Raw genomic sequence first — 13668 nt, forward strand, 5'->3', positions numbered from 1 at the left:
AGGCGCGAATCATGGGATTGCCGGCCATTGCCGTCAGCGATCTTGCAGCGGCAGCACGTACTGCCGACGTGATTTCCTGCGCCACTCTCTCCAGCCAGCCGCTGATCGACGGCAACTGGCTGAAGGCAGGCGCCCATCTCGATCTGGTCGGCGGCTACAAACCCGATATGCGCGAGGCAGACGATACCGCCATCCGCCGCGCCTCTGTCTTTGTCGATACGCTTGCCGGGGCGACGCACGAGGCGGGCGATATCGTCCAGCCGCTTGAAAGCGGCGTGCTGACGCCAGACGCGATCCGCGCCGAACTGGCGGAACTGGTGCGCGGCGAAAAGCCGGGCCGTCGCGACGACAACGAGATCACCCTGTTCAAATCTGTCGGGGCGGCGCTCGAAGACCTGGCCGGCGCCATCCTCGCCTACGAGTCCCTGAAGGACGAACTGGCGGCATGACGCGGACGGCACTTCCTATCCTGCCGGTCTCCGAGGTCCTGCCCGAGATCGGCACGGCGCTTTGCGACGTCGGCCGTGCGGTTCTTTCGGCGCCGCCCGGCGCCGGCAAGACGACGCTTGTGCCGCTTTATCTGCTGGATCAGCCATGGCGCGGAGACGGCAGGATCATCCTGCTCGAGCCTAGGCGGTTGGCGGCAAGGGCAGCGGCGGCGCGCATGGCGTCGCTGCTCGGTGAAGAGGTTGGCGCCACCGTCGGTTACCGGATGCGGCTCGACACGAAGATTTCCGCAAGGACGCGGATCGAGGTGGTCACCGATGGCGTCTTTGCGCGGATGGTCCTCGACGATCCCGAACTCGCAGGCGTTTCGACTGTCATCTTCGACGAATTCCACGAACGCTCGCTGGACGCCGATTTCGGCCTGGCGCTGGCACTCGACGTGCAGTCTGCCTTGCGCGACGACCTACGCATCCTGGTGATGTCGGCAACGCTCGATATCGAGAGGGTTGCACAGCTGCTCGGCCAGCCACCGGTGATTGAGAGCATGGGACGCAGCTTTCCGATTGATGTGCGCTACCGCGACAGGCCTGCCGGCGAGCGGATCGAGGACAGTGTCACTGCCGCCATCGTTGCTGCCCACCGGGATGAAAAGGGTTCGATCCTTGCCTTCCTGCCAGGCCAGGCGGAAATCACCCGCACCGCTGAACGGCTTGAGGGACGGTTCGGGCCGGAGACGCTGATAGCGCCGCTGTTCGGGAACCTCAGCCAGAAGGAGCAGGACGCGGCGGTCCGCCCGACTGCGGCGGGGATGCGCAAGATCGTGCTGGCGACCTCGATCGCCGAAACGTCGATTACCATCGACGGCGTGCGCGTTGTGATCGACAGCGGCCTGCAGCGGCTGGGCGTCTTCAAGCCGGCGACCGGCGTCACCCGGCTGGAAACGGTGCGGGTGTCTCGCGCTTCGGCAGACCAGCGAGCGGGACGCGCCGGACGGACGGAGCCGGGTATTGCAATCCGGCTCTGGCATCCCGGCCAGACGGCGGCGCTGCCGGCGTTTACACCGCCGCAGATACTCTCCAGCGATCTTTCAAGTCTGGCGCTCGACCTTGCCCACTGGGGCGTCGAGGATCCCGGCAGTCTCGCCTTCGTCGATCAGCCGCCGGCCGGGACGCTTTTCGAGGCGCGGAGCTTGCTCAGGCAACTGGGAGGGCTCGATCACGCTAACGGGCTTACCACACGCGGCCGGACGATGCGGGCGATGGCACTTCCACCCCGCCTGGCGGCGATGGTGATCTCAGCCGCCGGAAACGGCCAGGCACGCGAGGCGGCGATGCTGGCCGTGCTTTTGACCGAACAGGGGTTGGGAGGGCAAAGCATCGACTTGGAGGAACGGCTGCGGCGGTTTCGGGGCGAAAAAAGCGAGCGGGCCGAGGCAGCGCGACGACTGGTGGCAAGACTGGTGGCAACTGCCGGGGGCAGCAAAGGCGGCGGCGAACCGGTGATGGCCGGAACGCTGCTGCTGCACGCCTTTCCCGATCGTATCGCCCTGCAGCGGGGCGGTCGCGGCCGGTTCGTCATGGCCAATGGCCGTGGTGCCGAGCTGCCGGAGACGGAGCGGCTGTCGGGTGCAACGATGCTTGTCGTCGCGGACCTTACCGGTCGTGCCGCGCAGGGCCGGATTCTCAGTGCTGCCGAGATTACGCGCGGCGATGTCGAAACCGAGCTGCCGGATAGCATCGTGACTGAAGATCAATGCCTATTCGACAAGACGAGCCGGCAAGTCCGGGCCCGGCGGGTGACGCGGCTCGGGGCCATTGTCCTCGATGAGACGCCCCTGCCGCGTCCCTCCGGGCGCGAGGTAGCTGCGGCGCTGGCAGAGGGGATCCGCGAACTCGGGCTTGGCGTACTCACCTTCTCCAAGGAAGCCGCCCAGCTGCGCGACCGGATCGGCTTTCTGCACCGAACGATCGGGGAGCCTTGGCCAGATATGAGCGACGAGGCCCTGCTCATCCGGCTCGACGATTGGTTCGTACCGTATCAGGGCGACGCGCGGGGGCTATCCGATATTTCCACCGGCGGACTATCGAACGGGCTGATGTCGTTGCTGCCGCATGATTTACAACGGGAACTCGGCCGGATGGCACCGACGCATTTCGAGGCGCCGACGGGGCAGCGCCACCCCATCCATTACGATGGGACGGAGCCGCTGCTGACCATTCGGGTGCAGGAGCTGTTCGGGCTTCGCCAGCATCCCTCCATCGGCGGCGGACGTTTGCCGCTGGTGCTGGAATTGACCTCGCCGGCGCACCGGCCGATCCAGACGACGCGCGATCTGCCGGGCTTCTGGGCCGGAACCTGGAAGGACGTGCGCGCCGACATGCGCGGTCGCTATCCTCGCCACCCCTGGCCCGAGGATCCGGCAGCCGCCGCGCCGACCACCCGCGTGAAGCCGCGCGGCACTTGAGTGCATCCGCCGTGAAGGAGTGAGCAGCATGATTGCCGAAAATGAAAGCCTCTTGCCGGGCAATCACCACACCAGCCGGCGCGTGCGGCTGCAGACGCTGGTCCGCCTACGCTGGCTTGCCGTCGGTGGCCAGGCCGCGACGGTGGCCATCGTCGCCTTCTGGCTGCAGTTTCCACTACCCTTACTGCCCTGCTGCGTGCTGATCGCCTGCCTTGCCTGGATCAACCTGTTCCTGACCTTGCGCTATCCGCCGACGCACCGGCTGGATGCGCCGGCCACCTTCGCCCTTCTGGGACTGGATCTGCTGCAGCTGTGCGGCCTGCTGTTCATCACCGGCGGCCTTGCCAATCCGTTTTCGATCCTGGTCTGCGTGCCCGTCATCATCTCCTTCGCTTCCCAGCCCATCCGCTACAGCATGACGCTGATCCTTGCGGCGATGGTGGCGATCACGTCGCTTGCCTTTTCGCCTTTCCCGCTCCCTTGGTATGCCGGGGGCATCGTCTCCATCAATGAGGTCATGCAGCTCGGCGTCTGGTGTTCCATCGCATCGACGATGGCCTTCGCCGCCTTCTATGCCTATCGCGTCTCCATGGAGGCGAGCCAGCTGGCCGATGCGCTGGCGGCGACCGAGCTGGTGCTGCAGCGGGAGAAGCATCTATCGCAGCTGGACGGACTGGCGGCGGCAGCGGCACACGAGCTCGGAACGCCGCTGGCGACGATCAGCATCGTTTCCAAGGAGATGGAGCGGGAACTCGGTCACGACGAGCGTTACCGGGAGGACGTGGCGCTGCTGCGCAGCCAGAGCGAGCGCTGCCGCGACATCCTGCGGCGGATTACGACGTTGTCAGCGGAAAACGAGGCGCATATGCGCTATCTGACGCTGTCATCGATGATGGAGGAAATTCTCGCCCCGCATCGCGAATTCGGAATCAAGCTGACGCTGGTCGAGGAGACCCCCAGGGCCGGCGAGCCGGTGCTCAACCGGAATGCCGGGATCATGTACGGGCTCGGCAACCTGGTGGAAAATGCTGTCGACTATGCCCGCGAGATGGTGACTGTCACGGTAGCGTTCGATGCCGAAACTCTGGCGATCACCATTGAAGACGACGGGGTCGGCTATGCGCCCGATATCTTGACCCGCATCGGTGAGCCCTATGTAACGACACGGCAGCGTGACGATGCCGCAGGCGGTCTCGGGCTTGGCCTGTTTATTGCGAAGACACTGCTGGAGCGCTCCGGCGCAACCCTGACATTTGGAAACCGCGAGGCGGAGACTTCAGGGGCACGGATCCGCATCGAATGGCCTCGTGTCTTGATAGACAGCAATTCGACAAACTGAGCCGACGGGCTTATGACCAGTGCTCACGACGCTATATATATACACGCAGGATATATGCAGGCGGAAAACCGCCGGGATCACGGAATGACAGATCTAGACCACGACATCGAGACACTTGCCTCCAGCGACGGTGATATCGGCCCGGATCCGAGCCTGCTGATCGTCGACGACGACGGCCCGTTTCTGAGGCGGCTCGCCCGGGCTATGGAAGCACGCGGCTTTCTCGTCGAAACGGCCGACAGCGTTGCGGAAGGCGTGACGAAATCGAAGGCCCACCCGCCGAAATATGCGGTCATCGACCTGCGGCTGGGCGACGGTAACGGCCTCGACGTCATCGAAGCCATTCGGCAGCGCCGCGGCGACACCCGAGTGATCGTCCTAACCGGCTACGGCAACATCGCTACCGCCGTCACCGCCGTGAAGCTTGGTGCGGTGGACTATCTCTCCAAGCCGGCTGACGCCGACGATGTTTATGCAGCGCTGACGCAGAGGCCAGGCGGAAAGGCCGACGTGCCGGAAAACCCGATGTCAGCCGACCGGGTGCGCTGGGAACACATCCAGCGGGTCTACGAGATGTGCGAGCGCAACGTTTCGGAGACGGCGCGGCGTCTCAATATGCATCGGCGTACGCTACAGCGGATCCTGGCCAAGCGGGCGCCTAAATAGCGGGCTATTCGATCGGAAGCGGTTTGCCGATTGCCCATTCTGCCGCGAGCAGTCGTTGAGCGGCGACGCGCGAGAAATTGAGCGTGACGGCGCGGCGGGTGGTTGGCGGCAACCTGTGCTCAGGCGCCTCACGCACCATGTGGGCGCCGTAGCCGTCGGACAGGATCAGGCCGCATTCTTGCGGAAAGATATCGAGCGGCACGTCCTTGTGCGTGGCAAAGAACAGGCGGTCGCATTGCAGCCGGTAGTCCGGCCATTTCCGATCGACGCGAAAGTCCTCCACGGACGACTTGATCTCGATGATCCAGATCTCGCCCTTTTCGCTGAGGCTGATGAGATCGGCCCGCCTGCCGCCGGCGAGCGTCAACTCCGGCAGGACTGCATGCCTCATCTCGTGGAGCAGGCGCTGGGCGCCCTTGCGCACCAGCATCGCCCGCTCGGACTGGCGACCATCTATTAACGGATTGTTATTGTATAGGCTGAGAATCGTCATGATTTAACCAGTCTAGACCAAGTTTTGTTGCAAAAAAACCATGGGTTCCCAAATCGCGGCTCACACGATTATTTGTGCGACGCGTTTGCTTGCAATGCGGTGATATCGAAAATAAACCTTCCCAGAGATGGTTGGCAAAACCCTGAATTCCGGACACAAAATCGAGAGACCCCCATGCGCTTCAGCAATGCAATGACTGTATTGGGCCTTGTCGCGGCGTTTGCCGCGGCCGGCTATTCTTCCACAGCGATGGCTGCGCCGATTACCGCGCCTAGCTCTTCGGTCGAAACGCTGAAGACGTTTGACGGCGACTACGGGGTCACCCAGGATTCTGGCTTCTCGCTTCCTGCTATCCCGATCCAGAAGGTCAAGCCGGAGTTCCGCCGCCAGATCATCAGCTATCAGACAACGGAATCGCCGGGCACGATCATCGTTAACACCCGCGAACGTCATCTCTATTACATCCTGCCGGATGGCCAGGCCATGCGCTACGGCATCAGCGTCGGTAAGGCTGGCTTTGCCTGGTCGGGCAACGCCTACGTTGCCTGGAAGCAGGAATGGCCAAATTGGCACCCGCCGAAGGAAATGGCAGAGCGCCGGCCGGAAATCGCCAAGTTTGTTGAAGGCGGCATGAATCCAGGCCTCGAAAACCCGCTCGGCGCCCGTGCAATGTATCTCTACAACGACAAGGGCCAGGACACCTTGTTCCGCCTGCACGGAACGCCGGAATGGGCATCCATCGGTACGGCAGCATCTTCGGGCTGCATTCGCCTGATCAACCAGGACGTCATCGATCTCTACAGCCGCGTCCTCCCGGGCCATACGACCAAAGTCGTCGTCATCCAGTAGATTTCACATCTCATCGACATCAGCGGCTGCCGGATAACTTCCGGCAGCCTTTTTTATTGGTATGGATCGGGTCGCGGGGGCAGTATGACTGTTCCCTTTTCGCAGCCAGTGTCACTGGCCTCGCAAAGATCGACGCTCAGGGAAAAACGCCGCTGGCTCAACTCGCTGATTTGCGTGCGGGGTCGCGCAGAGATTAAAGCAGCGACTTCAGATCATCCAGCTTGTCGTTGATCAGCCAGCCGTAATAATTCTCTTCAGGCCAGACAGGCTGGCTGGCGCCCCTGTTGCGCGCGGCAAGGGCCGTGGCGCGCTGACGGGAATTTCCGACATTATAGAGGGTGGCGGTGAGGCCCGGGTTGCCGGAAATATCCATGCCGGCGATCGAGCGGTAGTCGTCTATCGAGCGGCGGGCAGCGGCGGCAACGAAGGCGAGCGAGATATCCGGATCCATGATGGCGTGATAGACATCGCCGGCCTTGCGCTCGTCGAGCTTCGGGATGCCTGATGTTCGCGACACCATGTCAGACAGCATCAGTGCCGTCAGTGGATTGATCTGGCCGAGGCCAAAGGTCTGGCCAGCGTAGAAGGGCTGGAAGAATACGGCGCTGAAGCGATTGTTGGGAAAAGATTTTCCGTCGACGGTTTTTCCCTTGAAGGCGTCGTTCCAGACATCCTCGCGGCATGTCCAGAGGCTGTAGGAATCGCTTTTTCCGTTGCACTTGGCAAACTGTGGACGGGCGACGAAATCATCGACGTTCTCGCCATTGTAGGCGAACTTGAAGCTTTCGCCGGCGTAGGAAGCAGCCTTGACGTAATAGGACTGCAGGCCGTCATAGGCATCGACATTATAGGTATGCTCGCCGACGAGTGCCCCGACGACATGGATGGGATCGATGCCATAGGCGCGCGACACAGCTTTGATCTTCGACATCAGCTTGCTGTCGGTTGCCAGCAACTGGCGGACCTTCTGGTACTTGCGATCGAAACTGGAATTGGTGCCCTTGGTGCGGCGAACAGAGGCGCCCGGGATGTCAGGTTGCTCGGCATTGCGGTTACCGGGGGGTACAGTCAGGATACCGGCAGCATTTGCAGGGATCGAGCCAAGGCTCAGGACGGCAACCAGGAGGGAAATGAGAATGCGTCGCACGATTGGCTGCCCCGTCGAAGGTTTATCGGTCTTTCCGGAGGCGTGGATCACAATCTTGGCCGAATAATGCCAACCCGACGCCGACGCCCCAAGGAAACTGACCATCACCTAAAAAGTTAACGGCCCGGTGTCGAGAGGTTATGGTTGAAAAACCAGGAATAACGTCGGGCGCTGACTGCAGAGGTCGAAAGTCTGTCAAACAGAAAGGACGCGACCTGCAGCGTGTCAGGTCGCGTCCGTCGTTTGCTACAAACTGGATATCGATGCGTCGGCGCTGCGCTGCGAAAGCGCGACCTTAGTTACAGACGCGGATCTGTTCCCGGTGCCAGCCGTCGTCATATTGGTTCTGAACCGGGCGATCCTCGAACCAGCAGCGGGGCGGCGGAGGTGGGGGCGGCGGTGCGTAACCATAGCCACCGTCGTTGCCATTGGCCAAAGCGCCGCCGATCAGGCCGCCAAGTACGCCGGCGGCGATGCCACCGGCAATGATGCCGCCATTGTTATTGTGGTGATGGCGCCGCTGCGGGGGTGGCGGGCCACGGTCCCAGCCATCGTCCTGCGGAGGACGGCGGTATTGGGCTTCGGCAGTGCTTGCGGTGCTAAGCGCGCCTCCGGCGACCGACGCCAGGATCAGCATTGATAGAACGGTCTTCTTAAACATTGCCACCTCCACGAAGGCTCGGGAACTGGGCCTGAACCCAACGAATCGAAGCCAACTCATAGTGACTAATATATTTCATTTAGCTTAATGGCCGATGAATGCCGCGTTCATCGTGGGCCCCCGGTCCCGACACAAGGAGGGGACCGAGGGCAGCGCTGGCGCTAAAGGATGTAACGCGACAGATCGGTGTTGGCGGCGAGATCGCCGACGTGTTTCTGAACATAGGCCGCGTCGATGGTGAGCGACGCACCGCCGCGATCAGGTGCATTGTAGGAGATGTCGTCCAGCACGCGCTCCATCACCGTCTGGAGGCGACGGGCACCGATATTCTCGACCGAAGAGTTCAGGTGTACGGCGACATCCGCCAACGCGTCGAGCGCGTCATCGGTGAAATCGAGTGAGAAGCCTTCGGTGTCCATCAGCGCCTTGTACTGGCGGATGAGGCTTGCCTCCGTCTCGGTCAGGATGCGGCGCATGTCATCCTTGCTGAGCGGCTTAAGCTCGACGCGGATCGGCAGGCGGCCCTGGAGTTCGGGCAGCAGGTCCGATGGTTTGGAGACATGGAAGGCGCCCGATGCGATGAACAGAATATGGTCCGTTTTAACAGGTCCATATTTCGTCGACACGGTGGTGCCCTCGACCAGCGGCAGCAGGTCGCGCTGGACGCCTTCGCGGGACACCCCCGCGCCGATGCCGCCCTCACGGGTAGCGATCTTGTCGATCTCGTCGAGGAAAACGATACCGTCGTTCTCGGCCGAGCGTACCGCTTCTCGCTGGACAACTTCATTATCGACCAGCTTGTCAGATTCATCCCGTATCAGATCGGCGTAGGAAGCCTTGACCGTGGTGCGGACCTTCTTGGTCTTGTTGCCCATGGCCTTGCCGAACATTTCAGACAGGTTGAGAACGCCGATATTGGCGCCAGGCATGCCGGGGATCTCGAAACCCGAACCGGCGGAAGCAGTATCGGCGATTTCGATGTCGATTTCCTTGTCGTCGAGTTCACCGTCCCGCAGCTTCTTGCGGAAGCTTTCGCGGGTGGCCGGCGAGGCAGTGGCGCCGACGAGAGCGTCGAGCACACGTTCCTCGGCGCTCATGTGGGCCTTCGATTCCACCTCGGCACGCATCTTCTCGCGCACCAGGCCGATGCCGACCTCGACGAGGTCACGGATGATCTGCTCGACGTCGCGGCCAACATAGCCGACTTCGGTGAACTTCGTGGCTTCCACCTTGATGAAGGGCGCACCGGCAAGCTTGGCGAGGCGACGGGAGATTTCCGTCTTGCCGACACCGGTCGGTCCGATCATCAGGATGTTCTTCGGCATGACTTCATCGCGCAGGTCGGGCTCCAGCTGCTGGCGACGCCAGCGATTGCGGAGCGCGATTGCGACGGCGCGCTTGGCCTCATGCTGGCCAATAATGTAACGGTCGAGTTCGGAGACGATCTCGCGGGGGGAGAAATTGGTCATTATACTGCTTTCCCATCGGGGCTGGAAACGATCAGGAGAGAAAACTCAGGAGTCAGAATTGATCGATTCGATGACGATGCTGTGGTTGGTGTAGACGCAGATGTCGGCGGCGATATCGAGCGCGCGGCGGGCGATCTCCTCGGCCGATCTATCCGTGTCCATCAGCGCGCGGGCGGCGGCAAAGGCATAGTTGCCACCGGAGCCGATAGCGACGGTGCCATGTTCCGGCTCCAGCACGTCGCCGTTGCCGGTCAGCGCCAGGGTAGTGGTCTTGTCGGCGACAAGCATCATCGCTTCGAGATTGCGCAGGTACTTGTCTGTCCGCCAATCCTTGGCAAGTTCGACGGCAGCGCGCATCAGCTGGCCCGGATATTGTTCGAGCTTCTTCTCAAGGCGGTCCAGCAGCGTGAAGGCATCGGCTGTGGCGCCGGCAAAACCGGCGATGACCTCGCCGTCCTTGCCAATGCGACGGACCTTGCGAGCGTTGCCTTTCATTACGGTCTGGCCGAGGCTGACCTGTCCGTCGCCTGCCATGACCACCTGGTTGCCCTTCCGGACGGTAATAATCGTTGTCATAAAGCACCTGTCTGCCCGATGATCGGGCGGTTTCAGTGAGCCGCGCATCGGCCCTGTTGAAGCCTATGTAAGTGGGCTTCCGGCGATTGCAAATATCACTCTTTTCGGTTCCGGTTCGCCTCACGGCGCAAAGGCGCGCCCGTTGTGCGGGAACTTCTGGATATTTTCGCATGTGGCTGATATGGACGGCCATTATCCGATGGAGCAGGCCATGGCAGACACCGCAGCCAAACGCACGGCGAGCATTTCCCGCGCGACCAACGAGACCTCGGTTTCGGTTACCGTCAACCTCGACGGCACCGGCGCTTCGAAAATCTCGACAGGCGTCGGGTTCTTCGACCATATGCTCGACCAGCTATCGCGCCATTCGCTAATCGACATGGAAATCGAGACCAAAGGCGATCTCCACGTTGACGATCATCATGCTGTCGAGGACACCGGTATTGCCATCGGCCAGGCGATCTCCAAGGCGCTGGGCGACCGGCGGGGTATCACCCGCTACGCCTCGATTGATCTTGCCATGGACGAGACGATGACCATGGCCGCCGTCGATCTCTCCGGCCGGCCCTTCCTCGTCTGGAACGTGCAGTTCAGTGCGCCGAAGATCGGTAGCTTCGACACAGAGCTAGTGCGCGAGTTTTTCCAGGCACTGGCACAGAACGCCGGCATCACGTTGCATATTCTCAACCACTATGGCGCCAACAACCATCATATCGCTGAAACCTGCTTCAAGGCCGTGGCCCGTGCATTGCGGACGGCCACCGAGATCGATCCCCGCCAGGCGGGTCGCGTGCCATCGACCAAGGGCACCCTCGCCTGAACCGGAATTTTTAGCGGAGCGCCCCGATGGCGAGTTTTATAGTTCTGACACCCGAGAGCGGACCGGGCAGAGATCACGAGAAAACGCGCTTCGTACGCGATGGCTTTTCGCTGACCGCATTCTTCTTTCCCGGCATCTGGCTGCTCTGCCATCGTTTCTGGCTGCTCGGGATAGGCGCCTTGCTTCTCCAAGGCATCGGGATGGAATTGATGCGGACGCCCGCTCTCTGGGCTGCCGGAGTGTCGCTGCTGCTTGCGGTCAGTGTCCTCTCTGCAGTTGAAGGGCGAATGCTGTTTGCCAGCCGCCTTTTGGCCAACGGCTTCGTTGCCGGTGGCCTGGTGTCGACGCGCAATCTCGCCGAGGCCGAAGATATCTATTTCAGTGGCCTTTCGGAGGAAGTGCCGGAGGATATCCGCGCTGCACGCTGGGATATTCGAGAAAACTCTGCTGGCAACCCACACAAGGGTGCTGCCCTCGGCCTCATCGGCTACGACGGAGGACGCTGAGCAATGCGCGTTGTCATTATCGACTACGGCTCGGGCAACCTGCGCTCGGCCACCAAGGCCTTCGAGCGCGCTGCCCGAGAAATTGGCATCGACGCCGACATCGAGCTGACCGACAAGGCCGAGCGCGTCGCCTCTGCCGACAGGATCGTGCTGCCGGGCGTTGGCGCCTACGCCGATTGTCGCCGCGGGCTTGGCGCCGTGGACGGCATGTCCGAGGCGCTGGCGGAAGCCGTCGAGCATAAGGCTCGGCCTTTCTTCGGCATTTGCGTCGGCATGCAGCTGATGTCGTCGCGCGGGCTGGAGAAGACCACCACGCAAGGTCTCGGCTGGATCAAGGGCGACGTCGTGGAAATGACGCCATCCGATCCGTCGCTGAAAATCCCGCAGATCGGCTGGAACACGCTCGACCTGCGTCGTCCGCATGCGCTGTTCGACGGCATAAAGACGGGGCAGGACGGCCTGCATGCCTATTTCGTGCATTCTTATCACCTGGCAGCGGCTGACGACGGTGACATCATCGCCACCACGAACTACGGCGGCGCGATGACGGCTTTCGTCGGGCGGGACAATATGGTGGGGGCCCAGTTCCACCCTGAGAAGAGCCAGACGCTCGGCCTTACCCTGATTTCCAATTTCCTGCGCTGGCAGCCCTGATGGCGCGCGCCCTGAACGGACCGATACGATGATCCTTTTTCCCGCCATCGACCTCAAGGACGGCCAGTGCGTGCGGCTGAAGCTCGGCGACATGGACCAGGCCACTGTCTATAATCCGGACCCGGCAGCACAGGCAAAGACCTTCCAGGACCAGGGTTTCGAGTGGTTGCACGTGGTCGATCTCAATGGTGCGTTTGCAGGCAAGAGCGTCAACGGCAACGCTGTCGATGACATTCTCAAGGCAACCAGTAATCCGGTGCAACTCGGCGGCGGCATTCGGACGCTGGAGCATATCGAAAGCTGGCTTTCGCGCGGTCTAGCCCGCGTCATTCTTGGAACCGTTGCAGTGCGCGATCCGGCGCTGGTCATCGAAGCTTGCCGCAACTTTCCGGGCCAAGTCGCGGTCGGCATCGACGCCAAGGGTGGCAAGGTGGCTGTCGAGGGCTGGGCCGAAGCCTCGGAACTCGGCGTCATAGACCTCGCCCGGAAATTTGAAGGCGCTGGCGTCGCCGCGATCATCTACACGGACATCGACCGCGACGGCATTCTCGCCGGCATCAACTGGCCATCGACATTAGAACTGGCCGGGGCAGTTTCCATCCCCGTGATTGCCTCCGGCGGCCTGGCGTCGATCGACGACATCCGGCGCATGCTGCAACCAGACGCAGCCAAGCTCGAAGGCGCGATTTCCGGCCGAGCGCTTTACGATGGACGGATAGATCCGACCGAAGCGCTCAGGCTGATCAAGGATGCTCGCACTACGGAGGTGGCACTTTGACCCTCAAGGCGCGCATCATCCCATGCCTCGACGTCAAGGACGGACGCGTCGTCAAGGGTGTCAATTTCGTCGACCTGATCGATGCCGGTGACCCCGTCGAAGCCGCCAAGGCCTATGACGCGGCCGGTGCCGACGAACTTTGCTTCCTCGACATCACAGCCTCTTCCGACGGTCGCGATACCATTTTCGAGGTCGTAGCCCAGACGGCAGAGCATTGCTTCATGCCGCTCACCGTCGGCGGCGGCGTCCGCGCCGTCTCCGATATTCGCCGGCTACTGCTGGCGGGTGCCGACAAGGTGGCGATCAACTCCGCCGCCGTTGCAAATCCGGATTTCGTCGCGCAAGCCGCAGACAAATTCGGCAACCAGTGCATCGTCGTCTCGATCGATGCCAAGCGTCGCCGCAGCCAGGGCGTCGGCCAGGATAATGTGAGCGCCTGGGAGATCTATACCCATGGCGGGCGCAATGCGACAGGCATCGATGCGGTTGAATTTGCTGCGCGCATGGTGGAACGCGGCGCCGGCGAACTGCTGGTAACGTCTATGGATCGGGACGGCACGAAGAGTGGCTACGATCTGGAGCTGACGCGGGCGATTGCCGATGCCGTGCGCGTGCCGGTCATTGCATCCGGCGGCGTCGGCACGCTGGACGACCTTGTTGCCGGCGTCACAGAAGGTCACGCCACTGCCGTTCTGGCAGCATCGATTTTTCACTTCGGCACCTATTCGATCGGCGAGGCAAAGCGCTATATGTCGAAGCATGGCATAGCCATGCGGCTCGACTGACCGGGGGAAACGAG

Annotated in this window: 15 protein-coding genes (1 of these 15 cut by a window edge); 10 read left to right on the top strand and 5 right to left on the bottom strand. The window is 62.0% G+C overall.

Features of this window, described 5'->3' with window-relative positions:
- From J5278_RS01070 to J5278_RS01085, 4 genes are all read left to right on the top strand, one after another.
- Positions 1–449: the 3' portion of an ornithine cyclodeaminase family protein gene (locus J5278_RS01070; protein ID WP_209185463.1), read on the top strand. It extends 505 nt beyond the left edge of the window; 449 of the gene's 954 nt are visible here — the last part of the coding sequence; its start codon lies off the left edge, out of view; it ends in the stop codon at positions 447–449.
- Positions 446–2911, top strand: a complete 2466-nt coding sequence (hrpB, locus tag J5278_RS01075; protein WP_209185462.1) for an ATP-dependent helicase HrpB — start codon at positions 446–448, stop codon at positions 2909–2911. Before J5278_RS01070 ends, hrpB begins: the two co-directional genes overlap by 4 nt.
- A 28-nt stretch (positions 2912–2939) precedes the next feature.
- Positions 2940–4250: an ActS/PrrB/RegB family redox-sensitive histidine kinase gene (locus J5278_RS01080; protein ID WP_219258298.1), complete on the top strand. Its 1311-nt coding sequence runs from the start codon at positions 2940–2942 to the stop codon at positions 4248–4250.
- Positions 4251–4334: 84 nt separating this feature from the next.
- Positions 4335–4916: an ActR/PrrA/RegA family redox response regulator transcription factor gene (locus J5278_RS01085; RefSeq protein WP_142828634.1), complete on the top strand. Its 582-nt coding sequence runs from the start codon at positions 4335–4337 to the stop codon at positions 4914–4916.
- A 4-nt stretch (positions 4917–4920) separates the two neighbouring features.
- On the opposite strand, the gene J5278_RS01090 is transcribed toward J5278_RS01085, so the two are convergent.
- Positions 4921–5409, bottom strand: coding sequence for an MmcB family DNA repair protein (locus J5278_RS01090; RefSeq protein WP_142828636.1), 489 nt, complete (start codon positions 5407–5409; stop codon positions 4921–4923).
- Between the two features lie 174 nt (positions 5410–5583).
- Between J5278_RS01090 and J5278_RS01095 the strand changes: the two genes are divergently transcribed.
- On the top strand, positions 5584–6258 hold the full coding sequence (locus tag J5278_RS01095) for a L,D-transpeptidase (protein ID WP_142828638.1): 675 nt from the start codon (positions 5584–5586) through the stop codon (positions 6256–6258).
- Positions 6259–6451: 193 nt separating this feature from the next.
- Here the strand turns inward: J5278_RS01095 and J5278_RS01100 are convergent, their stop codons facing one another.
- The 4 genes from J5278_RS01100 to hslV form a co-directional block, all read right to left on the bottom strand.
- On the bottom strand, positions 6452–7405 hold the full coding sequence (locus J5278_RS01100; protein ID WP_209185460.1) for a DUF1402 family protein: 954 nt from the start codon (positions 7403–7405) through the stop codon (positions 6452–6454).
- Positions 7406–7700: 295 nt separating this feature from the next.
- Complete coding sequence (locus tag J5278_RS01105; protein WP_209185459.1) at positions 7701–8066, bottom strand: hypothetical protein; 366 nt, start codon at positions 8064–8066, stop codon at positions 7701–7703.
- Positions 8067–8227: 161 nt separating this feature from the next.
- Positions 8228–9535, bottom strand: coding sequence for an ATP-dependent protease ATPase subunit HslU (gene hslU, locus J5278_RS01110; protein ID WP_209185458.1), 1308 nt, complete (start codon positions 9533–9535; stop codon positions 8228–8230).
- Positions 9536–9580: 45 nt separating this feature from the next.
- A complete protein-coding gene (hslV, locus tag J5278_RS01115) occupies positions 9581–10111 on the bottom strand; it encodes an ATP-dependent protease subunit HslV (RefSeq protein WP_209185457.1) in 531 nt (176 codons plus the stop codon).
- A gap of 211 nt (positions 10112–10322) precedes the next feature.
- Here hslV and hisB point away from each other — a divergent pair, with 211 nt between their 5' ends.
- Genes hisB through hisF form a run of 5 tightly spaced genes read left to right on the top strand, consistent with a single transcriptional unit; the run spans position 10323 to position 13654 of the window.
- Complete coding sequence (gene hisB / locus J5278_RS01120) at positions 10323–10931, top strand: imidazoleglycerol-phosphate dehydratase HisB (protein WP_209185456.1); 609 nt, start codon at positions 10323–10325, stop codon at positions 10929–10931.
- Between the two features lie 26 nt (positions 10932–10957).
- Entirely contained in the window at positions 10958–11437 is a 480-nt protein-coding gene (locus tag J5278_RS01125; protein ID WP_209185455.1) for a DUF2628 domain-containing protein, read from the top strand.
- A gap of 3 nt (positions 11438–11440) precedes the next feature.
- Positions 11441–12091 carry an imidazole glycerol phosphate synthase subunit HisH gene (gene hisH, locus J5278_RS01130; protein ID WP_209185454.1) on the top strand — a complete coding sequence of 217 codons (651 nt, stop codon included), beginning with the start codon at positions 11441–11443 and terminating at the stop codon, positions 12089–12091.
- A 28-nt stretch (positions 12092–12119) separates the two neighbouring features.
- Positions 12120–12869, top strand: coding sequence for a 1-(5-phosphoribosyl)-5-[(5-phosphoribosylamino)methylideneamino]imidazole-4-carboxamide isomerase (gene hisA / locus J5278_RS01135; RefSeq protein WP_209185453.1), 750 nt, complete (start codon positions 12120–12122; stop codon positions 12867–12869).
- Entirely contained in the window at positions 12866–13654 is a 789-nt protein-coding gene (gene hisF, locus J5278_RS01140; RefSeq protein ID WP_209185452.1) for an imidazole glycerol phosphate synthase subunit HisF, read from the top strand. Before hisA ends, hisF begins: the two co-directional genes overlap by 4 nt.
- Positions 13655–13668: the final 14 nt, after the last annotated feature.

Source organism: Rhizobium sp. B21/90 (assembly GCF_019355815.1).
Lineage (GTDB): Bacteria > Pseudomonadota > Alphaproteobacteria > Rhizobiales > Rhizobiaceae > Rhizobium > Rhizobium rhododendri.

What these genes read in the sequence shown, in the direction of transcription:
- hslV (WP_209185457.1), bottom strand. Translation starts at nt 10,111, where the DNA reads ATGACAACGATTATTACCGTCCGGAAGGGCAACCAGGTGGTCATGGCA.
- J5278_RS01105 (WP_209185459.1), bottom strand. Translation starts at nt 8,066, where the DNA reads ATGTTTAAGAAGACCGTTCTATCAATGCTGATCCTGGCGTCGGTCGCC.
- hisB (WP_209185456.1), top strand. Translation starts at nt 10,323, where the DNA reads ATGGCAGACACCGCAGCCAAACGCACGGCGAGCATTTCCCGCGCGACC.
- hisA (WP_209185453.1), top strand. Translation starts at nt 12,120, where the DNA reads ATGATCCTTTTTCCCGCCATCGACCTCAAGGACGGCCAGTGCGTGCGG.
- hrpB (WP_209185462.1), top strand. Translation starts at nt 446, where the DNA reads ATGACGCGGACGGCACTTCCTATCCTGCCGGTCTCCGAGGTCCTGCCC.
- hisH (WP_209185454.1), top strand. Translation starts at nt 11,441, where the DNA reads ATGCGCGTTGTCATTATCGACTACGGCTCGGGCAACCTGCGCTCGGCC.
- J5278_RS01085 (WP_142828634.1), top strand. Translation starts at nt 4,335, where the DNA reads ATGACAGATCTAGACCACGACATCGAGACACTTGCCTCCAGCGACGGT.
- J5278_RS01125 (WP_209185455.1), top strand. Translation starts at nt 10,958, where the DNA reads ATGGCGAGTTTTATAGTTCTGACACCCGAGAGCGGACCGGGCAGAGAT.
- J5278_RS01090 (WP_142828636.1), bottom strand. Translation starts at nt 5,409, where the DNA reads ATGACGATTCTCAGCCTATACAATAACAATCCGTTAATAGATGGTCGC.
- hslU (WP_209185458.1), bottom strand. Translation starts at nt 9,535, where the DNA reads ATGACCAATTTCTCCCCCCGCGAGATCGTCTCCGAACTCGACCGTTAC.
- J5278_RS01080 (WP_219258298.1), top strand. Translation starts at nt 2,940, where the DNA reads ATGATTGCCGAAAATGAAAGCCTCTTGCCGGGCAATCACCACACCAGC.
- J5278_RS01095 (WP_142828638.1), top strand. Translation starts at nt 5,584, where the DNA reads ATGCGCTTCAGCAATGCAATGACTGTATTGGGCCTTGTCGCGGCGTTT.